We start from the raw sequence: 26,968 nt of genomic DNA on the forward strand, positions 1-26,968 counted from the left end.
TCAAACTGACTTCACAAGCATTCATAATGGAAAGCTTTCAGCTTTCTTTCCCGGTGCTTTGCACCTAACATTATTCATGCTTGAGAAGTCACTGATTCCAGTTATGAAATATTTAATTAGCATTCTTTTATAAGCAAGCTTAACAAGAATTGCTCCTTAAATATTTCAAACTTTGAATAGTAACATTAGACCTGCATCTGCATGATCTGCTGATATGCATCGAGAATTCTATCTCTTACTGCAACTGTATACTGCAGTGCAATATTTGCCTTCTTTTCAGCAATCATCAAATCATGAGTGTTATCTGTCTCACCCAATGCAAAGGCAACCTGTTCCTGATTCGCCTTTTTAATCTGAGCATTGGTATCATCCATAAGGTTCATAACAGAATCAAGCATGCTCTGAAAACCTTTTTTAGGATCAACCTTTGTATCCTCATTAGTGATAGGTGTTGTACCATACAATCCATGAATAGCAGAAATACTCATTTAGTTTCCCCCATAAATACCTTCAAAACTCAAAACTAATAACTGTATTAACTCTGTCCCAACTGAATTCCAGATTGGGCCATGGATTTTATAGCATCAAAAGCAGTTACATTAGCCTCGTAAGAACGACTGGCACTTATCAAATTAGTCATTTCTGTAACTGTATTGACATTAGGGTATCTAACGTAACCATTCTCATCTGCATCTGGATGAGATGGATCATATTCCATAATGAAATCTGTTTCGGTATCCTCAGAGACCTTAGAAACCTTCACACCATTTCCGTAGTAAGCTTTGCTTGCATCCTTTAAAATATTCTTAAAATTTGGAATACCTGCATTAAGCTTCTTTTCCTGGAAGGTTACAATCTTTCTTCTGTAAGGTCCACCGTTTTCAGTACGTGTAGTGCTGACATTAGCAATATTTTCAGCAATAATGTCCATTCTAAAGCGTTGAGCTGTCATTCCTGTAGCTGCAATATCAAAAGGTTGAAATAGTCCCATAGCAAACCTCCTATTCTACCCTAATACACCAATTACTTAGAACATACCATAGCGAACCTACTAAACTCATTTTGTAGGCTGGTCATAACTTCCTGATACCTAAGGGTTTCAGAAGCCAACTCTACCTGTTCTGTGTCAGGGTCTGAATTGTTACCATCAAGTCTGTATGAATAATGCTCGTAATCTGTAAATTCTATACCATCTACATGATTACCATCATCATCTAAAACATCTACAGCCTTATCTAAGGTCTTCTCATGAGTGCTAAGGAGCTCTCGTCTAAGGACACTCTGAAATTCCAGTTCTTGTCGCTTATATCCAGGAGTATCGCCATTAGCAATATTGTTCATAATAAGGGTCTGCCTTTGCCAGCTGGCATCAGCAGTGCAATCCAACAAATTAACATAAGAGAAAGCATCTGAACTAAGCATACCTACAATCCTCCTAGATTACTTAAATAAATTATATTAAAAGTTGTCTAAAAAACAAAGTACTTTTTACACTATATAGTGTAAATTGTAAACAATAGATACAATAAGTAGTATCATATTGTTAGTATTAACAAGGGTTATTAGAATATTATCTATAATAATCCAATAATGTGTAAAAGTTATGAAAAATAACCTAAAAATACAAAAAAGGACTTAAGATACCCTAAGTCCTTTTACTGCATAAATCCATTAATATCAAATTATTTGTTCTTCTTAATCTCTTCAAGCTCATCGAATACCACATCATTTAATACCTTAATGTAAGTACCCTTCATACCTGAAGAACGAGACTCAATAACACCTGCTGATTCAAACTTACGAAGAGCATTTACGATAACTGATCTTGTTATACCTACTCTATCGGCAATTTTTGATGCAACCAACACCCCTTCGTTACCATCTAATTCATCAAAGATGTGAATGATTGCTTCAAGCTCTGAGTAAGAAAGTGTAGAAATAGCACTTTTTACTACCTGAAGCTTACGATTTTCTTCAGCAGACTCCTCATTTACTGAACGCATCATTTCAAGACCAACTACTGTTGTACCATACTCAGTAAGAATAATATCATCAATATCGTACTGCTTATCGAATCTATATACGAAAAGTGTTCCAAGACGCTCACCAGCAATATCGATTGGAGCAATAATAGCTGAATACATATCGATATCAGACTTTTCAAAACCGAGAGTCTTAAGATTTACATTTTCCTTTGTAGAAAGAATTGAAAGTAATCTCTCGTTAAGAAGTGGATCGATAAAGCCACCAACCTCATCAACAATAAGCTCACCAATTTCTGTTGTATTTGGAAGATGTGAAAGTCCAAGAACCTTACCCTTCTTAGAAATAACAAGTACTGATGAATCAAGAATTTCTGTTAAAACAGAACAAATATCATTAAATACTACCTTTGAAGAGTTATTATTGTGAAGAAGCTTTCCTATCTTTCTTGTCTTATCTAATAACTGTACACTCATTTAAACTATATTCCTCCTAAATCTAAACAAAAAATAACATATTTCATAGCATCAGCTTCCCCTAGGTTTAACAACCCTTTTGTCTTCAAAAACCTCAAGTGTTTTTGAATAGTTCAAATTATAGCACCGATTCAAACAAATAGCAATAAAATTCAGAATATTATAACCATTTCAAACAGTTGTTGCTAATTTTGACTCTGAACAAATCTGCACTCATCATTAGCGCATACAAGCTTATTTCCCTTTTCCACCATGTAGCTTCCACACTTTGGACATTTTTCAGTGGTTGGCTTTGACCAGCTGATAAAATCACAATCAGGGTGATTAGCACAGCCAAAGAATTTTCTACCCTTCTGAGACTTTCTAATAACCACGTCTCCGCCACATTTTGGACAAGGCACACCAATCTTTTCTAAGAAAGGCTTTGTGTTACGGCACTCTGGGAAGCCAGGACATGCCAAGAACTTTCCATGAGGACCAAACTTAATGACCATGTTACGTCCGCATTCTTCACAGATAACATCAGTAACCTCATCATGTATTTCTATCTTTGCTAACTCTTCCTGAGCCACCTTAACAGCTTTATCAAGGTCTGGATAGAAGTTTCTAACAACTGACTTCCATTCAACAGTTCCCTCTTCAACTCCATCAAGTAGCAGCTCTAGATTAGCAGTAAATTTATCATCAACAATGATTGGGAATGAATCAACCATAATTGAATTAACAACTTCACCAAGCTCAGTTACAAAGATATTCTTAGCTTCTTTGGTGATGTAATGTCTCTTAAGAAGAGTTGTGATTGTTGGCGAATAAGTACTTGGACGACCAATACCAAGCTCTTCAAGAGTCTTAACCAATGAAGCTTCAGTAAAGTGAGGTGATGGCTGCGTAAAATGCTGCTTTTCCTCAAAACTATTAAACTTGAGCTTTGTATCCTCTGTAAGCTTTGAAAGTGGATGAGTTTTTGAATCCTCCTCATCATCAGCGGCTGTATAAATCATCATAAAGCCGTCGAAGTTAACAGCTGACTCTGATGCAGTAAAGCGCTGATCTTTGGCTTTTACAGTAAGCGATATTGTATCATAGATTGCATTTGCCATCTGGCTAGCTACAAAACGCTTCCAAACAAGCTGATACAATCTGAATTGATCACGAGTAAGACTTTCTTTTATTTCTGATGGAACAAGCTCTATATTTGCAGGACGAATAGCTTCATGTGCATCCTGAACCTTACCAGAATTCTTCTTTCCTGAATTTACTGGTGCAGAAAGATATTTCTCTCCATAATTTTCAGTAATAAAGCTCTCTGCATTAGCTCTAGCTTCATCTGATACACGAGTAGAATCAGTACGAAGGTAAGTAATAAGACCGATTGTTCCATGGCCCTTCACACTAACGCCTTCATAAAGCTGCTGTGCAACGCTCATTGTCTTTTGAATTGAGAAATTCAAAGCCTTTGAAGCTTCCTGTTGCATAGTAGATGTAGTAAAAGGTAGTGGAGCCTTCTTTTCACGAGTGCCCTTTTTGATAGTATCAATTGAAAAATCAGCACCCTTAAGTTCAGCCATAATTCTATCAAGACTAACTTTATCTGAGATATCCTTCTTGCCAGAAGCATCACCATAATACTTTGCAATAATAGGCTTCTTAGCTCCTGCAGCATCTAAAAGAACATCCAATGTGTAATATTCCTGCGGAATAAACTGTTCAATTTCCTTTTCTCTGTCACAAATAATACGAAGTGCAACAGACTGAACACGACCAGCAGAAAGGCCACGCTTAACCTTAGCCCAAAGAAGTGGTGAAATTTCGTAACCTACCATTCTATCAAGCATACGACGTGCTTGCTGAGCGTCAACTAAATCCATGTCAATCTCACGCGGATTTTTTAGCGAATTCTTAACAGCAGTCTTTGTAATTTCGTTAAAGGTAATTCTATATACCTTTTTATCTTGTAAATTGAGAGCGTGAGTAAGATGCCAAGAAATAGCTTCTCCCTCACGGTCGGGATCAGTTGCCAGATAAATTTTATCTGCTTTTTTTACTTCCTTACGAAGTGCGGCAAGCAATTCTCCCTTTCCTCTTATTGTTATATATTTAGGTTCAAAATCATTTTCAGGGTCAAAACCAAGCTGAGATTTAGGCATATCTCTCACGTGTCCCTGAGAGGCCATAACCTCATAATTACTTCCTAAAAATTTCTTTATGGTATGCACCTTTGCTGGCGACTCTACAATAACCAGATTTTTTGCCATGAAATTTTCATCTCCAATATTTTTAATCGTTGAAACGTTACTCACTATACAACAATAATTTTTTATTTTCAAGGAAAATTTTATTTATTGACTGAACATTTTATTAAAATATGTGGGTTACACAAACAAATTATTGTTGCTTTATGTAGTTATTTTTAAAAATCTCACATAGTAATCCAAGACGCTCCAGCTCTAGTATTTGGCCTAAAAGCTTAAGTTGATCAATGTCATTTTCCTCCGCCACTTGAGCTAAACTTTTTGGATATAAATCAAATAAATTGTATATTTTCTTTTGTTCTGTAGTAAGCTGAATTTCGGGCTTTTCCTTAACTGTAAAACCAGTAGAATTTCCAGTCCCATACAATTCTGACAATTCCTTCAAAAATTGTTCCATAGACCAGATAACCCCAGCTCCTTGCGAAATAAGTTTATTACATCCTAAGGATAGACCATCTCCTACTCTTCCTGGCACAACGTATATTTCTTTCCCATGCTCCAATGCAAAATCAGCAGTTATTAGAGAACCTGATTTTTCTCTTGCCTCAACAACTATCACAACATCAGATAAAGCAGAAACAATACGATTTCTACGAGGGAAATTCATTGCGGTAGGACCAGTCCCCATTTGATATTCAGAAATCACAGCTCCGTTTCTTGCAATGTTTTCATATAGACCTCTATTATCGTATGGATAAATCACATCGCACCCAGAACCAAGGACCGCTATAGTTTCCCCTCCAGCATCCAATGCTCCTTGGTGGCCATAGGCATCAATTCCTCTAGCCATACCACTAATAACAACAATACCAAGCTTACCAAGTTCCTTGCCAAGCTCATAAGCCATTTTCTTGCCATATGCGCTGCATCTTCTAGCACCTACGATAGAAACACACTTTGAAAAATCCGGAAGTTTTCCTATATAGAATAGTCCATAAGGAGGATCATAAATATTTCTAAGCTTTTCGGGATAATTTGAATCTTCCATAGTAATAAAAGAAAAAGGTGACTGAAGAAATTCTTCATATTCTTTATTTATATCGAACTTTTTTCGATTCTCAAGGAAAGTGTCAATTTTCCTTTCGTCTAATAACCCCGAAGCCAGTAACTCCTTTCTACTAGCATTATAAATATGATAGGAATCAAAAAAATATTCTAATAGTTTACTCTTTTTCCCATAGCTTACATCCTCATTTTTCATAAACCAATACTGGTAGATTAAATTGTTCATTACATCTCCTCCCAGTATTTTTTATCCAAACCTCTATATAAAAGAGCTTCCTGCAAGTGAATTCTTTGAATATCCAGGGAACCATCCATATCTGCAATAGTTCTGGCAACCTTCAACACCTTATGATAGGTTCGAGCTGTAAGAGAATAACGGTCATACATTTCTTCCATATATTCAGCATCCTCTGGAGATAATTTGCAAAATCTATCTATAAGGTTACTTGGAATTTGACTGTTATAGAAAAAGCCAAAATCCTTATATCGCTGTCTTTGAATCTCATGGGCTGAACATACTCGATTTCTAATAACTTCGGAGGATTCATTTTTATCTTTTATTGCAATATGTTTAAACTGAAGAGTTGGAGCTTCCACGCAAATATCTATCCTATCTAACAAAGGTTGCGATATTTTTGACATATATCTCTGTATAGAAGCTCGTGTACAATGACAACGATTTAAATCTGGATAATAGCCACAAGAACAAGGATTCATAGCTGCCACTAAAACAAAATCTGCTGGAAATGTAAAGCTTCCTGCTGATCTGGAAATATTTACCTTTTTATCCTCTAAAGGCTGTCTCAAAATCTCTAAGGTAGCTTTATTAAACTCTGTTAATTCATCTAAGAATAGAACCCCTCCATGGGCAAGAGATATTTCTCCTGGATGAGGTACTAACCCACCTCCAACCAGTCCCTGTGCAGAAATAGTATGATGCGGATTCCTAAAGGGTCTATTTTTAATAAGCCCCAGTCTCTCATCAAACAAACCAGAAACTGAATATATCTTAGAAAGCTCCATCTGTTCTTCTGGATCCATAGGTGGAAGTATCGAAGGAATGCACTTGGCTATCATCGACTTTCCAGCACCAGGTGGCCCAACCATAAGAAGATTGTGCATACCTGAAATAGACACTTCACAGGCTCTTCTTAAAGCTTTTTGGCCATTTATCATGGAAAAATCATAGTTATTTTGGCCATTTCCCTTAATCTCTGCCATTTCTATAGGTGTACTTTCAAATCTGCCTTCGTTAATTATATCTATAACATCTTTTAATCTTTTTGCACCTATAGAGATTACTCCTGGAACCAATCTGGCCTCCATTAAATTCTCATCAGGAACAATAACAATACCTATATTGTTCTTTTTTGCCTCCATCACCATAGATAACACACCGTTAACAGGCTGTATTTTGCCATCTAAGCCAATTTCTCCAATAAGACATATATTATTTAGGTTATCTACGTCAACAATGCCTACAGCGGATAAAATCGCCACTGCAATGGGTAAATCAAATCCGGCACCTGTTTTTCTAATACTAGCTGGGGATAAATTTACTGTTATTCGTTTTATAGGTAAAGCATAGCCTTCGTTCTTAAGAGCTGCTCGTACCCGCTCTTTAGCCTCCTTCACCTCTGAAGACAGGTAGCCCACCATCTCAAAAACGGGCATACCCTCAGATATATCTGCTTCTACAGATATAAGCTTTGAATCAATACCAAAAATGGTAGCGGTATTTACAATACTATACAATTAATCTCCTGGGGATTTATTTTTGAATAAAAAAGACAGGTGTTATATTAACATACACCTGTCTGAAAAACAATATTATTTTTAACGAATTCTTTCTGTGAGTCCTAACTTCTTGTGAACCTTGCGTAATGTTTTGTTGGCAAAATAAGAAGCCTTTTCAGCGTTTTCTTTGATGCATTCATTGATATAGGTTTTATCCTGCTCAAGTTCTGCACAACGCTTATGGAATGGATCAAGCATATCTGCTACTGACTCGCCAACAGCAAGCTTAAAGTCACCATAACCCTTACCTTCAAACTCTTTTTCAACTTCATCCATTGTTTTGCCTGTAACAACACCATAGATATCCATAAGATTAGATACGCCAGGCTTGTTTTCTACATCGTAGCGAACCTCTGCATCAGAATCTGTAACAGCTTTCTTAAACTTACGAATGATTGTATCTCTATCATCAACAAGATAAATTGTTGCATTTGCATTTTCGTCTGATTTAGACATTTTCTTTGTAGGCTCTGCAAGAGACATAATTCTTGCACCACTTTTTGCAATAAAGCCCTCTGGAATTGTGAAAACATCACCGTAAATATTATTGAAACGCTCAGCAACGTCACGACAAATTTCAAGATGCTGTTTCTGATCTGCACCGATAGGTACCAAATCTGTCTGATATAAAAGAATATCAGCAGCCATAAGTGCAGGGTAAGTGAAAAGACCTGCATTAATATTATCAGCGTGCTTTGCTGACTTGTCCTTAAACTGTGTCATACGATTAAGCTCGCCCATATATGTGAAGCAATCTAACACCCAACCAAGCTCTGCATGTGCTGGTACATGTGATTGAAAATAAATACAATTCTTCTTTGGATCAAGACCAGCTGCAACGTACTGTGTATAGATTCTTCTAGCATTCTGCTTAAACTCTGTAGGATTCTGTCGAACAGTAAGAGAATGTAAATCCATTACACCAAAGAAACAATCATAATCCTCATGTAAATTTACCCAGTTTTTAAGAGCTCCTATATAATTACCAATGGTAAGCTTGCCTGTAGCCTGCATACCTGAATATAAAACTTTTCTTTCCTTTTCCATAATTATGTCTCCATTTTATTTGTTTTTCAGTATTTCTCGTCTAATAAAGTCGTTTGTAGCCTCTTCACCGTGCTCTGCAAGATGCTTAAGCATTGATTCTAAAAGAGCTGCTGTTTTTTCATGTAGCATATAGTGGCTCTTGCCCTTTTCATAATATTCAAGGGCACTTCTATCAGTATATTGATCCTTTTGATAGGTCTTACACGCTGCCACACGATCACAATACATCTCTACAACATATCTAACAGGCATCTCCATACCAGTCATAGTATGATTCTCGTCTAAGCCATAATCAATCCAATACTCAAGGTGATGCTTATTTCTTCCCTTGTGGTGTAACCACGCTTTGGAAACCCCTGTAGCTTCTCTTTCTGCATTATTAGGAATTTTGTCACCCTGAAAATATTTTGCACCAACAGAAAACTCAACCCATGAATATTTTGATAAATCATGAGTAAGTCCCTGCCAGTATAAACCAACGGCAAAACATCCTTTCATTACAAGATGTCTATGATGATTAATAGTTTTTAAATGTTGCCAAGCTTTCATTAATGCATAACTCTCCTAAGCTTTATTTCGTTCAACCTTGATGCCCACCAAGACGCTTATCGAGCTGCCTGGTACTTTTATAGACTGCTGATCATGAATTGGCTTTGGCACAAAATCGCTTTCCTCAGTGAATTCAGCTGTGTTAAAGCACAGACGCCATCGTTTTCCAGGGGAAAGTAAAGGCAATGCCATATTCACACTATCATAATGGAAGTTATAGCATACAAAAACTTCCTCATTTTCCTTTACATATGCACCATTATAAAGAACGCCCAAGGATTTCTGTTCCTCTCCAATGCTCATCATCCAAGGCTCCGAGCCATGGAAGGACATATCAGGAAGCCCTAAATGCTTATAATCATTCATGTAAAATGGTGTCTCAACTCTAAGACATTTATGGTTTTTTCTAAATTCAATTAATTCTGTAACAAATCTTTGTAAAGTAGCCTTGCTTTTATTTTTAGCAAAACTTGTGTAGCCGATTTTATTATCCTGACAATATGGGTTGTTATTGCCCATATGACTGGCAGCCATTTCATCAGCTGCCACAAAAAGAGGAACACTTTGAGACATCATAAGTGCTGTAAAAGCGTTTCTCATTTCCCTAAATCTATTAGCATTAATAGTTTTGTTTGTAGTTTTACCTTCAATACCATAGTTAAAGGAGAAGTTATTATTTGTTCCATCTCTGTTTTCTTCTCCGTTATCATAATTGTGCTTTTCTCCATAAGAATAAGAATCCCAAAGGGAAAAACCATTAACATTAGCCATGTAATTAACAAAACCGTAAGAACTGTTTTGTCTTCGCATATGATTGGCAAACTGAAGCATGCTTCCATTCATATGATTTTGAATCTGACGAGTCACATTCATAAAGGAATCATTGTAAATAAACAGATGCTTTCTTCCTGCCTCAGCACAAAGAAGCTCCTCAGGAATAAACTCGTAGAAAATCTTTGTGTTTGCCAGATATGGATCAGCTGCTATACGCTCAATTGGAGCATTGCAGCCTACGATATGAAATCCATCTATATGGAAATACTTAACATAATACTTAAGACAAGCAAGCTGCATGTCCGCTGTAGTTTCAGTGGAGAAGGCCATTTCCATAATGACCTCAAAGCCCTTTGAATGCAATGTACCTACAAAAGAACGCATTCCTTCAACTGCACTTGCAGAACCACCAAAATACGAAGCCTTTGGGGCGAAATAATTAGCTAAACCAAAGCCCCAATAGTTTATTTTATCTGTATATTCTAATTCGTGGATAATTTTACCCTTAGGGGAAATACTAGCCTTACTTTCAAGAAAAAGCTCTTCAAAATCATAAATTGGCATAATTTCAAGGGATGTAATACCAAGCTTTTTTAAGTAAGAAAGCTTAGACACCAGGCCCTTATAGGTACCAATCTTTGCTTCTGACATATTGAATCCAGCTGTAAAGCCTCGCATATGAAGCTTGTACATAACCATATCGCTAGGGGCAATACTTACCTTAGTATCCTTCCAGTCCTTCTCAATATGAGAAATACCAGAATAAACAGCAAACTGATGCTTTCTTCTAGCTTCAACATCTGCCCAATTGTCTCTTCCAACGACTGTTGTAGCATAAGGATCTATATAGCTCTTTGCATCCTCCTTTAGAAGATAACAAACCTTATCAGGATTAATGCCTGATACTTCTACTGAATACACTCTTCCAACTGCATATTCCTCAGTCAATTCAATTGTTGAAATCTGCTTATATGTGGATTTATCAAATAAAATGATAGAGATTTTCTGTGAAGTTGGTTCTACTGAAAATGTAAAGATAACGGATTCCCTTCCACAGATACGTGGACCATATTCTCTAAAATCTCCTCTTGAAATGTTCATAAAAAGCCCCATCTTTTGATTGTAGTGTATAAATTTGTCTAAAATACAATAAATGACTAGACATAACCACTGATGAATTATATCATAAGGCTATGTCTTAAACAAATAAATCTTTATAAGGAGTATCAAATGGACGAAAATCAGTTCTTTCCAGTAGACAACGAGGATGATGATGTAGTTGTTACACTAAATTTAGACGATGGCTCAGAGGTAACCTGTGAAATCCTTACTATTTTTGATGTAAATGATCAGGATTACATTGTTCTTTTACCATTAGACGAAAATGGCGAGCCAAATGAGGATGGCGAAGTATATATCTACCGCTATTTCGAGGATGAAACAGGCGCACCATCACTTGATAATATTGACAATGATGATGAATACGCTGCTGTTTCAAAGCGCTTCGATGAAATCTGCGATGAAGATTTCGGTGAGTAATTATAGACTACAAACACATTTCATCTAAAAATCGGGACTTGTCCCGATTTTTTTTGTTGTTGTAGGTAAGATATAAATGCTTCTTACATCTGGTAATTCCTACATAAAAAAGACGTCTTTCCGCCTCAATATCCTCTTTGGATTCCACCCTATTAGTGGGAATAACCCCATCATTACAAGAAAGAATAAACACAGTATCAAACTCTAAGCCTTTACTAGAATGTAAGGTATATAGGCCAATTTTTCCATTCTTATTCACATTGCGATTCTTGTTTTCATAATCTATTTTCAGCTTGAGCATATTTAATCTGTCAATAGCCTGAGATAATGTTCTTAAATCCTTAAATATATCAGCTATAAAGTCTAATACTTCTAAATACTCTTCGTACTCTCCCTCCTTTTTCAAAGCTTCCTCGTATAAAAACTTATCATATCCAATCACTTTTCTAATGTAATTTATTGCAGCAACCGGGGACATTTTACCTAACAAATCAATATCAGACCAAAGTGCCTCAACTCGCCTATAGGAAGATGGATTTATTTGATAAAAATCCAGCATGCTCCTTCTATCTGCGCTGTATGCAACACATTGTCTATGTAGAAATCTATTGGGTCTGTTTAAAATTGAAAGCATTCTAGCTTTTGTACAATTACCCACAGCAATCTGAAAGTAGCTTTCAATATCTGCAATAATAAAATGTGAGTATACATTAGGTATTTGCTCTTTCAAATAAAAAGGTAGCTTTTGCTCTACTAAGGCATCCACTAAATATCTAGCATCTGAATGATTTCTATAAAGCACCGCGATTTCTTGATACGGTATGCCTTCAATAACCATTCTTTTGATCTCATTTATTATGTATTCCGCCTCTTCTGCTGGCGTTTCTTTTTCGACAATAGCTATTTGTCCTAAGTCACCCGTACTTTTAATATCTTTTACAAACCTATTGCTATTTCGAGCTATTACTTTGCTGGCGGCTTCAACAACATTCTTTGGATTCCTGTAATTATGGTCAAGAATAATTTTAGTTGCCTCAGGGAAAACAATCATAAAATCCTGCATAATTTTAGGGTTCGCGCCTCTAAAGCCATAAATAGACTGATCATCATCCCCTACACAGAAAAGATTATCTGTAAGGCTACTAAGCATTCTAATAAGCTTAAATTGTAAATCATTCATATCCTGCATTTCGTCAACTAAAAAATAAGAAAAGCGATGTTGCCATTTACTTAATATCTGTGGATTAGTCAAAAATAGGTTATATGTCTTTATTAACATATCATCAAAGTCTAGCACCTTATACTTATCCTTCAAAAATTCATAGGCTCTTATGAATCGTTTCAGCCCATCCAAATCCACATACTTAGGAGAATATGAATCCAAATCAATCATTGAATTATTAACATTGGAAAGCTCACTAAAATAGGCATTAACTAGGACCGAATCCTCTGTGTTAATCTTCGCAAGACTTAAAGCTTCTCTTAGGATTCTGGTTCTCTGGTTTCCCATTATAATGTCACTTGCTTTATACCCTAGCTCCTTTTGAAGAATTCCCCAAAATAAAGAATGGAACGTTCCAAAGGTTACTGGCCTAATAGACTCTGATAACCTATTGAAACGTTCCTTCATTTCAATTGCCGCTGCTTTAGTAAAGGTAATTACTAATATATCATTGGCTGACACACCAGAATCCACAAGCTGATTTACACGTCTCGTTAAAACTGCAGTCTTCCCACTACCAGGGCCTGCAATAACAAGACAAGGCCCTTCTTTATGAAGGACCGCCTGTCTTTGTGATGAATTAAGCTCCATAACGCATAAGCTTAATCATAGTCAACCAATTATTTTTCTAATTAAATTATGACAACTTTTCGATAGCTGCCTTGATACGTTTGATAGACTCTTCCTTGCCAAGGATTTCCATCAATTCTGTTGCGCCGCCAGGTGTCATCTGCTTTCCTGAAACAGCTGTACGAACTGGCCAGAGAACGTATCCATTTTTATATTCATGCTCAGTAGCAAATCCTGAAAGAAGTGCATAAAGAGCATCATTTGAGTAATCATCCTGAGCCTCAAGAACTGGTAAAAGCTCTTTGAGTACAGAAAGTGATGACTCCTCGTTTGTCTTCATCTTCTTGTGAGTATACATAGCACTGTCATACTCAGGAACTGCATCAAAGAAATCAACGTGATCCTTGATGTCAGGGAATACCTCTATACGAGTCTGAACCATTTTTGCAATCTTCTTAAGATCTACATCGCTCTTGATGTATTCCTTAAGATATGGCTCTGCCATCTCATAGAACTTATCAAAGTCCATAGCCTTCATGTATTCACCATTCATCCACTTAAGCTTTGTAATGTCAAATACTGCAGGTGACTTTGAAATACGATGATAATCAAACTCCTTAACAAGCTCCTCTAAAGAGAAAATCTCGTTATCGTTTTCTGGAGACCATCCAAGAAGTGCTACAAAGTTTACAACAGCCTCTGTAAGGAAGCCCTGTTCAATTAAATCTTCGTAAGAAGAATGTCCTGAGCGCTTTGAAAGCTTCTGGTGTTCCTCATTTGTAATAAGTGGGCAATGAATGTACTTTGGTACCTCCCAACCAAATGCCTCATAGAGACGATTGTACTTTGGTGATGAAGAAATGTACTCATTTCCACGAACAACGTGTGTGATTCCCATAAGGTGATCATCTACTACGTTTGCAAAATTATATGTAGGATATCCATCAGACTTGATAAGAATCATATCATCAAGCTCTGCATTATCTACAGTAATCTCTCCGTAAAGCTCATCTACAAATGTAGTGGTGCCTGTACGAGGATTGTTCTGACGGATAACATAAGGCTTTCCAGCTGCAAGATTTGCCTCTACCTCTTCCTTTGAAAGATTGAGACAGTGCTTGTCATAGATGTGGATTTCCTTATCTCCAATAACCTGCTTACACTCTGCAAGACGCTCATCATCACAGAAGCAATAATATGCTTCACCTTTTTCAACGAGCTTCTTAGCATACTCAAGATAAATACCTGCAGCCTGTCGTTCTGACTGAACATAAGGGCCAACACCCTTGTCCTTATCTGGGCCTTCATCATGAATAAGACCTGTTGCTGCAAGTGTTCTATAAATAATATCAACAGCACCCTCAACTAGACGTTCCTGGTCTGTATCTTCAATTCTAAGAAGGAAATCTCCTCCCTCGTGCTTTGCTACTAAATATGCATAAAGAGCTGTACGAAGATTACCAACGTGCATACGACCTGTTGGTGAAGGTGCGAAACGTGTTCTTACTTTACTCATTTTTATTTCCTCTCAATATGAAAAATGAACTAAGGACTGCACCGACGCAGTCCTTAATCATTTTATACCAAAATTCTAATTTTTCAAGTACTTTCAATTCTTATCTGATTTATCAGGTCTTTCACCACTTGGAGGTACTTGCCCATCAAATCCTTCTGGTGGTTCAGGCATATTATCCGGATCAAAATCCTCTGGAAGATTGTCTGGATCAAAATCGCCTTTTCCTCCTGGTCCTCCAGCACCACCTAGACCTCCCCCTGAAAAGGTTTCCCCTGTAATATTATTTTCGCCACCATTTTCAATTACAGGACTATTGCATCCTCCTGTTGCTGTAACTTTGCCACCATTAATTATCACAGATGCCTCATCTGTATCAAGAGCACCTTCCGGAATCTGTGCGCCAGTGGCATTTATTTCGCCTCCATTAATAGTGATGCAACCATCAAAACCTCCATTACTATCAATAGCATCATTTTCTGAGCTTGTTACCGTAATTTTTCCATCATTAATTTCAATATAAGAGCTGCAATTAATCCCATCATCTACTGCATTTACTGTTATTTCCCCTCCATTAATAAATAATAAACTTTTAGACTCAATTCCTTCATTTTCGCTAGTAACGGTAATTGTACCTCCATCTATACTTAACAAGTCATTTGCCCTTATTCCATCTTTAACATTAGATACAACATTAATTGTACCTGACTCTATGTAAAGCTTGTCGTCTCCAGCAATAACATGTTTGTAGTTGCCAGTAATATTAAGAGTTCCTTCTCCTAAAATAATCAAATCATCGTTGCATGAAATGGTTGCCTTTCCTATATCCTCACCTTCTGAATCAGTTTCATATTCTGAACTGTCTTCTAAAGTGTTTGTTGTCCCGTCAGCAAGCTCAATATATAGATTCTTAACCTGCTGGCCATAAATAACAGGCCCCACTTCACTCTTTAGCTCTACACCATTTAGAATTAATTTTACGTTTTCATCAGTGTTAACCAATATAGATGCAGAAGACGAGCTTCCTGTAAGCGTATACGAACCGCCCTCAGTTATGTAAAGCACACCATTTTCATCAACACATCCACTACCTTCAATAGTCATTCCATCCTCTGAAAATGTGATAGTTGCTTTCTCTTCCCAATCTGTTTTTATTGTTAGCTCTTTATATGCAGCAGATGCAGTCTCTGCATCACTATAGGTTGTTTCTGCGGAAACATCTTCTGTGCTTTTTGTAACTTCTGTTGTTTTTACTGTGTTATTTTTAGAAGCTGCTGATGAATTAATACTACACCCAGCCAGTGTACCAACTATCAGTACCCCTAAAAGACTCATCAATAATCTTTTTTTCATACTATAATTCCTCTGCTTCATTAACATCGCAACGTCCACAAACTACTGTTAAATTACCATTTCTCATGCGGATTTCATCCAAAAAGCTTTTCTCTTCCTTTTGATTGTTAAGCTTGATTCGATAGTTAATCTCATACATTGAACCCATATTAGTTGTTTTTACTGCAATCTGTCTAGCTGATTTAGTATACTTTGCAAACAAATCATCGAATATATCGTTATAATCGAGATTTTCAGGAATAGTTACTCTAAGATCCTTTTCCTCCATATCCTTTTCACCATACTTGAAGATATACAAGGCAAAATGAATAAGGCAAACAAAAGCTGTTACTATAAAAGCCAGTGGCAACTCTCCAATGGCACATACAATTCCAATTGCCATTGCAAAGAAAATAAAACCAATGTCTCGTGAGCTTCCCTGTAATGATCTAAATCTTACTAGTGAAAAGGCACCTACAACAGCCAAGCTTGTACCAAAATTACCATTTACCGCCAACATAACTATACAAACTAATACTGGCAGAATGATTAGGGTTCTGGAAAAATTTTTAGAATTCTTTCCTGTATTAATATATGTCAACGAAATGATTAATCCTAAAATTGCGGCGATTGCCGCATCTACCATTGCATCATAAATTGTAAACGTGCTTTCCACACTAGCTCCCTGAATTGCTGATAAAATTGCTTCCATATTTTACTCCTTCTATGCTTCCTTTAATTGTTTCTTATAAAAATTTCCATACTTAGAAAATGACGTTGGGTATATCTGGTATTTAGATAATAATCTTGCAAACCAGAGAGGCATTGAATCTGAAATTTTTACTTCCATTAATCTCTGACCAGGTTCTAATAAATATTCATTGTCCTCATCACTATAGAGCGTTAAATTGTAATCTCTACTTCGAATATTTATATCAAAGGTTACTCTAAACTCAGGATCCTCCTTGCCATACATAGCCAACCTATCATAGGCTATATATCTTTTGGGTTCCAACGGATAGCGACTAAAAAAATAATCTATTTCCTTAAAAATCTGATTAGGATTAGAGGGCATCTGTCCATCTATCAAATAGCTTTCCGCTTCTTCCATAGGAATTGCCACTCTCCGTTTATTTACCAATCCTTTATATTTCTTTTTAATCTCTAAAAAGCACATGCTGTCGTAGGTAGGCTTTCCATAACAACGAACTCTAAATTTTTCTTTGTATTTTGGACCCTCAATTGAAGTTCTAATCAATTCGTCCGTTGGAGTATCGTAATATATGTTTCTAATAGTATGTAGGCCATACTCATCTTCATTCATATATTCATCTAATTCTTTCTTAAAAACCAAATAAGTCTTTTCATCCAAAAGAAACTTTTTTTCGTACCTGTTGAATACCTTTTGAATTTGTCCCATGTGGATTCCTCCTTGATTTGTATGAGTAAACTTTAAAGGTTGAAAGTGATGACTAGGTGAATGAAAAAGAAACATCTACGGAAGTTTTTAAGAATAGAATAGAAAAAATTGTGAATCAGTGTTCACAAAATAAGCGTACATTTTTAAGGAAATATACGCCTTTTATATTTTTTCAAGGTATATAATACTAGTATGCTGTACAGAAAAATCAAGAAAGAAGAATTAGATAATTTCTATCAAGCGAAGTTTAGCTATTATAGAAAAGTTGGTGGATATTGTGCTATCACTATATGCGTACTAGAGATTCTATACTTTATTACTGATTGTCAGTTGTATGGACGATTTGCCAGTGAAACACTTATTCCAAGACTATCTGTTCTATTACCGCTAGCTATTTTTTGTGTGCTTGCTCCTAGAATTAAATCCTACAAACAAGGTGTTTTTCTATATTATCTAATCCCTCATGCTGCTATGTGGAGCACTATATGGGCCATTTATCACCTTGAAAATCGTGATTTTGCCCGTGAAGGCTTTATTGTTATGCATTTTGCCTTTCTTGCTATTGGAATGGCTATGCCTCTTATATACCACATTCCTTTCCACTTATTACTGCTATTCAACATCTATATATCAAATTGCTTTAACCACTATGAGCATTACGACATGATGATTACCCTAGCTTTTCCACTTGTTCTAGGTGTATTTGTTATGCTAACAATCATAGAAAACACCTATGCAGATGCTTATCTTACAAAACAACAACTAGAAACCAACTCTGTTTCAGACCGTCTTACAGGCATCTATAATCGCTTTATTATGAATGAAATAACTGGCAGCCGCTCTGAGAAATTTAAACTTCGCGCCAATGACTTATTTATTCTTATGCTTGATATAGACCATTTCAAGGATGTTAATGATAACTATGGTCACGAAGCAGGTGATGAAATATTAAAATTTGTTGCCCTACAAATTAAAAGCCAGATATATAAAACAGACTATGTTATTCGTTGGGGCGGCGAAGAATTTATAGTTTTATTGGTGGATTATGATGATGAGACAGCCTTTAATCTAGCCGAAAAACTAAGAAATGATATTAAGACTATTGATAATGAAATATGTCCGATCACTATATCGATAGGGTTTAGTAAATATAATAATGTGGATACCTACAAAGAAGCCATCGATAAATCCGATCAAGCCCTTTATTATGCAAAGGAACATGGTCGTGATCAAGTAATAAAATACGAAGACTTATAAAAAACCTCTGGTAAGCAAAGCTTAAACCAGAGGTTTTAATTTTATAAATCATCAATTGCATCCTTAATTTTATCAGCGAAGCCTTTGCGCTTCTTTTCAGCCTTTACAGACTTAGGACCACCAACTGTTGTATTGCCAGTAAGCTCATCATACTTACGAAGAGCTTCCTTAGCATCCTTTGAAAGACTAGTTGGAACCTGAACTATAAGAGTAACGTAATGATCTCCTCTCACAGCCTTATTTCTAAGGGATGGAATTCCCTTACCCTTTAAACGAATCTGAGTATTAGTCTGTGTACCAGGCTTAACCTCATATGATACTTTTCCATCAAGAGTCTCAATAATAACCTCTCCACCAAGAGCAGCTTGTGCAAAGGAAATAGGAGCCTCTGAATAAATATCATAATCTCTACGATGGAAGGTAGGATGATTTGAAACGATAACTTCAACTAACAAATCACCTCTTGGGCCTCCATTTCTGCCTGGTTCACCCTTTTCACGAATACGTACACTTTGACCATTATCAATACCAGCTGGAATTGATACAGCAATCTTTTTCTTACGAGGAACGTAGCCTGTTCCATTACAATCTGGACATGGAGTATCAATTACTTCACCAGTACCGTGACAATCAGGACAGGTAGTAACATTTTGAACCATTCCAAAAAGTGACTGCTGAGTAACCATTACTCGGCCCTTACCACCACACTTTGAACATGTGCGCTTTGAAGTACCAGGCTTAGCACCAGTTCCGTGACAATTTGCACACTCTTCCTTAAGAACAATTTCAATCTGCTTTTCACAACCAAAAGCAGCTTCTTCAAAGCTGATATGAACAGCAGCACGAAGGTTTGCACCACGCATTGGACCATTAGAAGCACGGCTTGCGCCACCACCTCCGAAGAAACTTCCAAAGATATCTCCGAAAATATCTCCAAAGTCCATACCTGAGAAGTCAAAGCCTCCTGCTCCGCCACCGCCATTTTCAAAGGCCGCATGTCCAAACTGGTCATACTGACGTCTCTTGTCTGGATCAGAAAGAATCGCATAAGCTTCTGAGGCTTCCTTGAATTTCTTCTCAGCCTCAGCATCACCCGGATTCATATCCGGGTGATACTTCTTTGCAAGCTTTCTGTATGCACTTTTAAGCTCACTATCTGAGGCTGTCTTGGAAACTCCAAGTACCTCATAATAATCACGTTTATCTGCCATAATTTTTTTCCTTTTCTACATAAGGTTACAGGGCGCAATCGGTAAAGCGCCCTGTAATCTGGCTACAGCCAGACATGATTTTTTTCATTTCATTCAAAAAATCCTGCCACATCGGCATAAGAATTTCTGATGAAATTCTTATACCTCCTTGAAGTCTGCGTCTACTACGTCGTCATTTGCTGGGCCCTGAGCGCCTGCTCCTGCTCCAGCACCTGCACCTGTGAACTGGCTCATATCTGGGCCTGCACCAGCTGCTCCCTGAGCTGCCTGTGACTGCTCATACATCTTAGCAAATACCTTCTGAGCTGACTCTGTAAGCTTCTCCTGAGCTGCCTTAAGCTCACCAATCTGTGAATCAGACATTTCCTCTGGAGTGCTGTACTGATCAAGAAGCTTCTGAGCTGCCTCAATATCAGCTTCAACTGCTGCCTTATCAGCTGCATCAATCTTGTCGCCTACTTCATCAAGAGCCTTCTTTGTCTGGAATACAAAGCTCTCAACATCGTTTCTTGTATCAACAGCTTCCTTACGCTTCTTATCCTGAGCCTCGAACTCAGCTGCTTCCTTAACTGCCTTCTCGATATCGTCATCAGACATGTTAGAACCAGCTGTGATTGTGATATGCTGCTCCTTACCTGTACCAAGATCCTTAGCAGATACGTTTACAATACCGTTTGCATCAATATCGAATGTAACCTCGATCTGTGGAACACCTCTCATTGCTGGTGGGATACCATCAAGTCTGAACTGTCCAAGTGACTTGTTATCCTTTGCGAACTGACGCTCACCCTGTACAACGTTGATATCAACTGCTGTCTGGTTGTCAGCTGCTGTAGAGAAGATCTGGCTCTTCTTTGTAGGAATTGTTGTGTTTCTCTCAATAAGTCTTGTAGCAATACCACCCATTGTCTCGATTGAAAGTGAAAGTGGTGTTACATCAAGAAGAAGGATATCGCCTGCACCAGCATCACCAGCGAGCTTACCACCCTGGATAGATGCACCGATAGCTACGCACTCATCTGGGTTAAGAGTCTTGCTTGGCTCATGACCTGTAAGAGCCTTTACCTTATCCTGAACTGCTGGGATTCTTGTAGAACCACCAACAAGAAGTACCTTTGAAAGCTCTGATGCATTAAGACCAGCATCCTTAAGAGCCTGGTTAACTGGGCCTGCTGTAGCCTCTACTAAATCATGTGTTAACTCATCAAACTTAGCACGTGTAAGGTTCATATCAAAGTGCTTTGGACCTTCTGCTGTAGCTGTGATGAATGGAAGGTTGATGTTTGTTGTAGTAGCTGAAGAAAGCTCCTTCTTAGCCTTCTCTGCTGCTTCCTTGAGTCTCTGAAGAGCCATCTTATCTGTTGAAAGATCTACGCCTTCAGCTGCCTTAAACTCAGCAAGCATCCAATCTGTAATCTTCTGATCGAAGTCATCACCACCAAGTCTGTTGTTACCAGCTGTAGCAAGAACCTCGATAACACCATCACCAATCTCGATGATAGATACATCAAATGTACCACCACCAAGGTCATATACCATAATCTTCTGCTCCTGCTCGTTATCAAGACCATAAGCAAGTGCAGCTGCTGTAGGCTCGTTGATGATACGCTTTACATCAAGACCTGCAATCTTACCTGCATCCTTTGTAGCCTGACGCTGAGCATCGTTGAAGTATGCAGGAACAGTGATAACTGCCTCTGTAACCTTCTCATTTAAGTAGCTCTCTGCATCGCTCTTAAGCTTCTGAAGAATCATAGCTGAAATCTGCTGTGGGCTGTACTTCTTGTCATCGATGATACGGCCATTGTCTGTACCCATATCTCTCTTTATAGAAGCGATTGTCTTCTCAGCATTTGTAACAGCCTGACGCTTTGCTGGCTCACCAACAAGTCTCTCACCTGTCTTTGTAAATGCTACGATAGATGGTGTTGTTCTAGCACCCTCTGTATTTGCGATAACAGTAGGCTTTCCACCTTCCATAACAGCAACACAGCTGTTAGTTGTTCCTAAATCGATACCAATAATCTTTCCCATTATTATTTCCTCCTTTTGGGTTTATCAAAAATAAATTAGTTAGCAACCTTTACCATTGAATGACGAACTACACTGTCATTATACATATAGCCCTTTTGGAATTCTTCTACGATGATGTTCTCACCAACTTCTTCGTCTTCAACATGCATTACTGCGTTGTGGAAGTCTGGGTTGAATTCCTGTCCTACAGCCTCGATAGGCTTAACTCCTGCCTCATCAAGTGTTGTAAGCAATTGCTTATATATCATGAGCATTCCATCTGAAAATGGATCAGCTCCCTCCTCAACTGTAGCAAGACCTCTCTCGAAGTTATCAACTACAGGAAGAATCTTTTCTACGATGCTCTTAGCACCATTTCCAAACATCTGAGACTTTTCAACCTCAGTTCTACGTCTGAAGTTTTCAAATTCAGCCATCTGACGCATTACTCTGTCATTAAGCTGTTCAATTTGCTCGTCTCTTTTGTCTTTCTTTTTTTCCTTTTTCTTGAAGATTTTCTTTGAGTCCTTAGCTTCGTCAGCTTCCTCAGAAGCTTCAGTAGTTTCTGTTGCCTCAGCCTCTTCAGTAGCTGTCTCTTCAGTCATTGCCTCAGCGTTTTCAACTGCCTCTTTAACGGCCTCTTCTGTAGAAAACTCTTCCATCTTTTCTTTTTCTGACACTATTATCTATCTCCTTAATCTGATTCATTAAGTCTCTTTTTTGTTTTCGTTTTTAAGTAGCTTATCAAGTTGTCCCTTGAGACTTTTTATATTATCAACAACATTTTCATAGTCCATTCTCTTTGGACCAACAATACCGATGGTACCTTTAACTCCATCGCCAAGCTCATATGTTGCTGTAACAATCGAGCAATCCTTCATAGTAGATATTGGTGATTCATCACCTATGTAAACCTGTATTCCAGTCTCCTCAGATGTATTATTATCTGAGAGAAGCTCTATCAGTGATTGCTTTTCTTCAAATGTATCTAAAAGCTCTGATGCTTTCTTTGAATCTGAAAGCTCAGGGTATTTGAAAATATTGGTAGCACCTGAGGTGTATACCTGTAAATCTTCATCTTCTGTAATTGTATCTGCTACAGTGTCTAAAACCTGTGATACTATCTCGTCGTGAATTCCTGCCTGTTCTTTAAGTCTGGTGATAAGACCAAGATTAATCTGCTCTACTGATAAACCATTAAGATTTGTATTGAGAAGCATATTAAGTTTTAGCAGTGTCTCGTTATCAAGTGGCTTATCCACATGGATGATTTTGTTTTTAACAATATTGCCATCCATAACCACTACTGAAAGGACCTGATGTTCGTCAACAGCTGAAAGCTGAACAAACTTTAATCTGTTAGAAACAACAGCTGGTGCGGAAATCATTGTGGCGTACTGAGTATTTGTTGCAAGAACCTTAGCCACATTCTTGAGAAGACTTTCCATTTTCTCAGTCTTTTCAATCATCCACTCCTGCATCTCTGAAACTTCTTTGTCCTTGGCAGCGATTAGATTGTTAACATAGAATCTATATCCTTTATCTGAAGGAATACGGCCAGCAGAAGTATGGGGCTGAACGATATAACCTAAATCCTCCAAATCAGACATTTCATTTCGAATGGTGGCTGAGCTTAAGTTCAAATCAGTATATTTAGAAATGGTACGGGAACCAACAGGTTCGCCAGTTTCTAGATAATTCTTGATAATTGCATTTAAGATTTTAACTTTTCTCTCATCAAGCTCTGTATCTGCCATACATTCACCTCTTCTCCATTCGATTTTCGTTGTTAGCACTCATCTAATTGGAGTGCTAATCATTTTCTGATGTTAATTTACACCTTGATAGTATCTTTGTCAACAGACTTTATCCTTTTTTTATATTTATAAATAGATAAAAAACGTCAAACATGTTAAACTATTCAAGATTAAGAATTATTTAAATAAGAAGAGGAACATATGGATCAAAGTAAAATCAGAAATTTTTGTATAGTTGCACATATTGATCACGGCAAGTCTACACTTGCTGATCGTATCATACAGATGACTGGCACTCTCACAGACCGTGAGATGCAAGCACAGGTTCTTGATAATATGGATCTTGAGCGTGAACGAGGAATTACTATCAAGTCCCAGGCTGTTCGTATTATATATAAAGCAGATGACGGTCAGGAGTACATCTTCAATCTTATAGACACTCCAGGTCATGTGGATTTCAATTACGAGGTTTCCCGCTCTCTCGCTGCTTGTGATGGCGCGATCCTTGTTGTCGATGCAGCACAGGGTATCGAAGCACAGACTCTTGCAAATGTTTATCTGGCTTTAGATCACGATTTGGATGTTATCCCAGTTATCAATAAAATAGATTTACCATCAGCAGACCCAGAGCGAGTTATTGAAGAAATTGAAGATATCATTGGTCTTGAAGCCCAGGATGCTCCTCAAATTTCAGCAAAAACTGGTCTGAATATTCACGATGTTTTAGAAGCAATCGTGCATCAGCTTCCAGCTCCAAAGGGTGATACAAAAGCGCCTTTACAGGCACTTATCTTTGACTCACTTTACGATCCTTACAAGGGCGTAATTGTTTTCTGTCGAGTTAAAGAAGGAACTCTTAAAGTTGGAGACTCTGTTCGCATGATGGCCACCGGTGCTGAGTTCGACGTTGTCGAAGTTGGATATTTTGGTGCTGGACAGTTTATTCCATGTGAAGAGCTTCCTGCTGGTATGGTTGGATACATGACAGCTTCCATCAAAAATGTACGTGACACTCGTGTAGGTGATACTATCACTCACGTTAATAAGCCTGCAGCAGAACCACTTCCTGGCTATAAAAAGGTTAATCCAATGGTTTACTGTGGATTGTATCCTGCAGATGGTGCCAAGTATCCTGACTTAAGAGATGCACTTGAAAAGCTTCAACTTAACGATGCTGCGCTCCAGTTCGAGCCAGAAACTTCTATAGCACTTGGTTTTGGTTTCCGATGCGGTTTCCTTGGTCTTCTCCATCTCGAGATTATCCAGGAGCGTCTTGAGCGTGAATACAATCTTGACCTTGTTACCACTGCTCCATCTGTTGTATATAGAGTTTATAAAACAGACGGCACTATGATTGAGCTGACAAACCCTAGCAATCTTCCGGATCCTTCAGAAATCGATTACATGGAAGAACCAATCGTTGAAGCGGAAATCATGGTTTCTTCTGATTACATTGGTGCTATTATGGACCTTTGCCAAGAACGTCGAGGCCAGTATATAAGCATGGAATATATTGAAGAAACACGTGCTTTAATAAAGTATATTCTTCCACTTAACGAAATCATTTATGATTTCTTCGACGCTCTTAAGAGCCGTTCACGTGGATACGCATCCTTTGATTATGAAATGAAGGGTTATATGAAGTCTGAGCTTGTAAAGCTTGATATCCTTATTAATAAAGAAGAAGTTGATGCCCTTTCCTTCATTGTCTTCTCTGGCACTGCTTACGAGCGTGGCAGAAGAATGTGCGAAAAACTCAAAGAAGAGATTCCACGTCATCTTTTCGAAATACCTATTCAGGCCGCTGTCGGTTCAAAGGTTATTGCCCGCGAAACCGTTAAGGCCATGAGAAAAGATGTACTTGCTAAGTGTTACGGTGGAGATATCTCGCGTAAGAAGAAACTTCTCGAGAAACAAAAAGAAGGTAAGAAACGAATGCGTCAGGTAGGTAATGTGGAAATCCCACAGGCAGCCTTCATGAGCGTTCTTAAACTTGACGAGGACTAAAATGACCGGAATAGAAATTTATATTCATATACCATTCTGTGTAAAAAAATGTTTATATTGCGATTTCCTTTCTGGAGTATTTGATGAGAAAATGCAGCGACGTTATGTCGCTGCTTTGTGCACTGAGATACAATATGTAGCAAAAACTCATCCTGGATGCATTGTTTCCACCATTTATGTAGGTGGAGGTACTCCTTCATGGCTTTCCGAAGACTTAATGGACGCCATTATTACAACTGTAAAAAAATGCTTTAAGCTAGACCCTCTGGCTGAAGTATCGGTGGAATGCAATCCTGGTACCCTTTCAGCAGAAAAACTTAATGTATATCGTTCTATCGGAATTAACCGACTTAGCATTGGTTTGCAATCCGCAAATGATGACGAGCTAAAAGAGCTTGGCCGTATTCATGATTACAATCGTTTTCTTCACACCTACGACTTGGTTCGTAAAGCAGGCTTCGAAAATGTAAATGTGGATATAATGACTGGTTTACCACATCAAAACCTGCAAAAACTTGAGAAAACTCTTAGTTCGGTCACGATGCTTAGACCAGAGCATATCTCGGCTTACTCTCTCATTATTGAAAAAGGTACGCCTTTCTATGAGAAATATAAATTCGATGCTGTCAAACAACAAGCTGGCATGGAAACAGAGGATTTACCTACAGACGAAGAATCTTACAAGCTTTATAAATACACAATGCAGTATTTGGAAAGCAAGGGATATAAGAGATACGAAATATCAAACTATGCAAGAAACGGCAAAATATGCCGTCATAATGTAGGCTACTGGGATAGAGTTCCATATCTTGGCTTAGGCCTAGGTTCCGCATCATTGTTTGATAATGTTAGAACCAACAATATCAGAGACATTTACAAATACTGTGAGATTTCAGAAAGCATTGCCCAGGGGAAGAATTTAGATTATGAACTATCCTCTCCTTACTTAGAAACCGAAGAGATTATTTCTAAAAAAGAAGCCATGGAAGAATTTATGTTCCTAGGCCTTAGAAAGATAAACGGAATTGCCCGCTCAGATTTTTATCAAATATTTGACATAGATATCGAAGCCATATATGGTCCTATTATTACAGCTCTTAGAAATCAAGGTTTCATGGATGCAAAAGAGGGGCGCTTATTCCTTACAGATATTGGAATAGATGTAAGCAATCAAGTTTTATCAAAATTTTTATTGGATAAATAGCTTTTACATCTTGACAAATTACTGTTTATTATCTATTATA

The 26,968-nt window shown here is 37.6% G+C and carries 23 protein-coding genes; 4 read left to right on the plus strand and 19 right to left on the minus strand.

Annotated features, from left to right (window positions below; genetic code table 11):
- Nucleotides 1-185 precede the first annotated feature (185 nt).
- From fliE to BLR54_RS02890, 10 genes are all read right to left on the minus strand, one after another.
- Nucleotides 186-488 carry a flagellar hook-basal body complex protein FliE gene (gene fliE / locus BLR54_RS02845; RefSeq protein ID WP_090416708.1) on the minus strand — a complete coding sequence of 101 codons (303 nt, stop codon included), beginning with the start codon at nucleotides 486-488 and terminating at the stop codon, nucleotides 186-188.
- 47 nt (nucleotides 489-535) lie between these two features.
- A complete protein-coding gene (gene flgC / locus BLR54_RS02850) occupies nucleotides 536-991 on the minus strand; it encodes a flagellar basal body rod protein FlgC (RefSeq protein ID WP_090416711.1) in 456 nt (151 codons plus the stop codon).
- Between the two features lie 32 nt (nucleotides 992-1,023).
- The gene (gene flgB, locus BLR54_RS02855) at nucleotides 1,024-1,422 is read right to left on the minus strand and encodes a flagellar basal body rod protein FlgB (protein WP_090416714.1); all 399 of its coding nucleotides are present in this window, start codon (nucleotides 1,420-1,422) and stop codon (nucleotides 1,024-1,026) included.
- Nucleotides 1,423-1,682: 260 nt separating this feature from the next.
- On the minus strand, nucleotides 1,683-2,459 hold the full coding sequence (gene codY / locus BLR54_RS02860) for a GTP-sensing pleiotropic transcriptional regulator CodY (RefSeq protein ID WP_090162189.1): 777 nt from the start codon (nucleotides 2,457-2,459) through the stop codon (nucleotides 1,683-1,685).
- Nucleotides 2,460-2,644: 185 nt separating this feature from the next.
- Entirely contained in the window at nucleotides 2,645-4,714 is a 2,070-nt protein-coding gene (gene topA / locus BLR54_RS02865; protein ID WP_090416716.1) for a type I DNA topoisomerase, read from the minus strand.
- A gap of 130 nt (nucleotides 4,715-4,844) precedes the next feature.
- Nucleotides 4,845-5,942, minus strand: coding sequence for a DNA-processing protein DprA (gene dprA, locus BLR54_RS02870; RefSeq protein ID WP_090416718.1), 1,098 nt, complete (start codon nucleotides 5,940-5,942; stop codon nucleotides 4,845-4,847).
- Nucleotides 5,942-7,471 carry a YifB family Mg chelatase-like AAA ATPase gene (locus tag BLR54_RS02875; RefSeq protein WP_090416720.1) on the minus strand — a complete coding sequence of 510 codons (1,530 nt, stop codon included), beginning with the start codon at nucleotides 7,469-7,471 and terminating at the stop codon, nucleotides 5,942-5,944. The genes dprA and BLR54_RS02875 overlap by 1 nt, the downstream gene beginning before the upstream one ends.
- Nucleotides 7,472-7,552: 81 nt before the next feature.
- The gene (trpS, locus tag BLR54_RS02880; RefSeq protein WP_090416722.1) at nucleotides 7,553-8,560 is read right to left on the minus strand and encodes a tryptophan--tRNA ligase; all 1,008 of its coding nucleotides are present in this window, start codon (nucleotides 8,558-8,560) and stop codon (nucleotides 7,553-7,555) included.
- Between the two features lie 15 nt (nucleotides 8,561-8,575).
- Nucleotides 8,576-9,109 (minus strand): DUF5662 family protein, encoded by a 534-nt coding sequence (locus tag BLR54_RS02885; RefSeq protein WP_090416724.1) that lies wholly within the window; start codon nucleotides 9,107-9,109, stop codon nucleotides 8,576-8,578.
- 15 nt (nucleotides 9,110-9,124) lie between these two features.
- Nucleotides 9,125-10,984, minus strand: coding sequence for an alpha-amylase family glycosyl hydrolase (locus BLR54_RS02890; protein WP_090416726.1), 1,860 nt, complete (start codon nucleotides 10,982-10,984; stop codon nucleotides 9,125-9,127).
- A gap of 129 nt (nucleotides 10,985-11,113) precedes the next feature.
- Between BLR54_RS02890 and BLR54_RS02895 the strand changes: the two genes are divergently transcribed.
- Nucleotides 11,114-11,422: a DUF1292 domain-containing protein gene (locus BLR54_RS02895; RefSeq protein ID WP_090416728.1), complete on the plus strand. Its 309-nt coding sequence runs from the start codon at nucleotides 11,114-11,116 to the stop codon at nucleotides 11,420-11,422.
- A 7-nt stretch (nucleotides 11,423-11,429) separates the two neighbouring features.
- Here BLR54_RS02895 and BLR54_RS02900 read toward each other — a convergent pair whose 3' ends face one another.
- The 5 genes from BLR54_RS02900 to BLR54_RS02920 all read right to left on the minus strand — a co-directional run bounded on the left by BLR54_RS02900 (nucleotide 11,430) and on the right by BLR54_RS02920 (nucleotide 17,479).
- The gene (locus BLR54_RS02900) at nucleotides 11,430-13,235 is read right to left on the minus strand and encodes an ATP-dependent helicase (protein ID WP_090416730.1); all 1,806 of its coding nucleotides are present in this window, start codon (nucleotides 13,233-13,235) and stop codon (nucleotides 11,430-11,432) included.
- Nucleotides 13,236-13,281: 46 nt separating this feature from the next.
- Entirely contained in the window at nucleotides 13,282-14,730 is a 1,449-nt protein-coding gene (gltX, locus tag BLR54_RS02905; RefSeq protein WP_090416732.1) for a glutamate--tRNA ligase, read from the minus strand.
- Between the two features lie 93 nt (nucleotides 14,731-14,823).
- Nucleotides 14,824-16,080, minus strand: a complete 1,257-nt coding sequence (locus BLR54_RS02910) for a carbohydrate-binding domain-containing protein (RefSeq protein WP_176761835.1) — start codon at nucleotides 16,078-16,080, stop codon at nucleotides 14,824-14,826.
- Nucleotide 16,081: 1 nt separating this feature from the next.
- Complete coding sequence (locus tag BLR54_RS02915; RefSeq protein ID WP_090416738.1) at nucleotides 16,082-16,771, minus strand: DUF4956 domain-containing protein; 690 nt, start codon at nucleotides 16,769-16,771, stop codon at nucleotides 16,082-16,084.
- A gap of 12 nt (nucleotides 16,772-16,783) precedes the next feature.
- On the minus strand, nucleotides 16,784-17,479 hold the full coding sequence (locus tag BLR54_RS02920) for a polyphosphate polymerase domain-containing protein (protein ID WP_090416741.1): 696 nt from the start codon (nucleotides 17,477-17,479) through the stop codon (nucleotides 16,784-16,786).
- A gap of 192 nt (nucleotides 17,480-17,671) precedes the next feature.
- On the opposite strand from BLR54_RS02920, the gene BLR54_RS02925 reads away from it, so the two are divergent.
- Nucleotides 17,672-18,736, plus strand: coding sequence for a GGDEF domain-containing protein (locus BLR54_RS02925; RefSeq protein WP_090416743.1), 1,065 nt, complete (start codon nucleotides 17,672-17,674; stop codon nucleotides 18,734-18,736).
- A gap of 41 nt (nucleotides 18,737-18,777) precedes the next feature.
- On the opposite strand, the gene dnaJ is transcribed toward BLR54_RS02925, so the two are convergent.
- From dnaJ to hrcA, 4 genes are all read right to left on the minus strand, one after another.
- Nucleotides 18,778-19,947, minus strand: a complete 1,170-nt coding sequence (gene dnaJ, locus BLR54_RS02930; RefSeq protein ID WP_090416745.1) for a molecular chaperone DnaJ — start codon at nucleotides 19,945-19,947, stop codon at nucleotides 18,778-18,780.
- A 138-nt stretch (nucleotides 19,948-20,085) separates the two neighbouring features.
- Nucleotides 20,086-21,981, minus strand: coding sequence for a molecular chaperone DnaK (gene dnaK / locus BLR54_RS02935; RefSeq protein WP_090416747.1), 1,896 nt, complete (start codon nucleotides 21,979-21,981; stop codon nucleotides 20,086-20,088).
- A gap of 35 nt (nucleotides 21,982-22,016) precedes the next feature.
- The gene (grpE, locus tag BLR54_RS02940) at nucleotides 22,017-22,622 is read right to left on the minus strand and encodes a nucleotide exchange factor GrpE (protein ID WP_090417296.1); all 606 of its coding nucleotides are present in this window, start codon (nucleotides 22,620-22,622) and stop codon (nucleotides 22,017-22,019) included.
- Between the two features lie 45 nt (nucleotides 22,623-22,667).
- The gene (gene hrcA / locus BLR54_RS02945) at nucleotides 22,668-23,717 is read right to left on the minus strand and encodes a heat-inducible transcriptional repressor HrcA (protein WP_090416749.1); all 1,050 of its coding nucleotides are present in this window, start codon (nucleotides 23,715-23,717) and stop codon (nucleotides 22,668-22,670) included.
- A 201-nt stretch (nucleotides 23,718-23,918) separates the two neighbouring features.
- On the opposite strand from hrcA, the gene lepA reads away from it, so the two are divergent.
- Together lepA and hemW are read left to right on the plus strand one after the other, a co-directional pair.
- Nucleotides 23,919-25,724 carry a translation elongation factor 4 gene (lepA, locus tag BLR54_RS02950; RefSeq protein WP_090416752.1) on the plus strand — a complete coding sequence of 602 codons (1,806 nt, stop codon included), beginning with the start codon at nucleotides 23,919-23,921 and terminating at the stop codon, nucleotides 25,722-25,724.
- A 1-nt stretch (nucleotide 25,725) separates the two neighbouring features.
- Nucleotides 25,726-26,928: a radical SAM family heme chaperone HemW gene (gene hemW / locus BLR54_RS02955; RefSeq protein WP_090416753.1), complete on the plus strand. Its 1,203-nt coding sequence runs from the start codon at nucleotides 25,726-25,728 to the stop codon at nucleotides 26,926-26,928.
- Nucleotides 26,929-26,968 lie beyond the last annotated feature (40 nt).

The organism is Pseudobutyrivibrio sp. YE44 (assembly GCF_900104335.1).
Classification (GTDB): Bacteria; Bacillota; Clostridia; order Lachnospirales; family Lachnospiraceae; genus Pseudobutyrivibrio.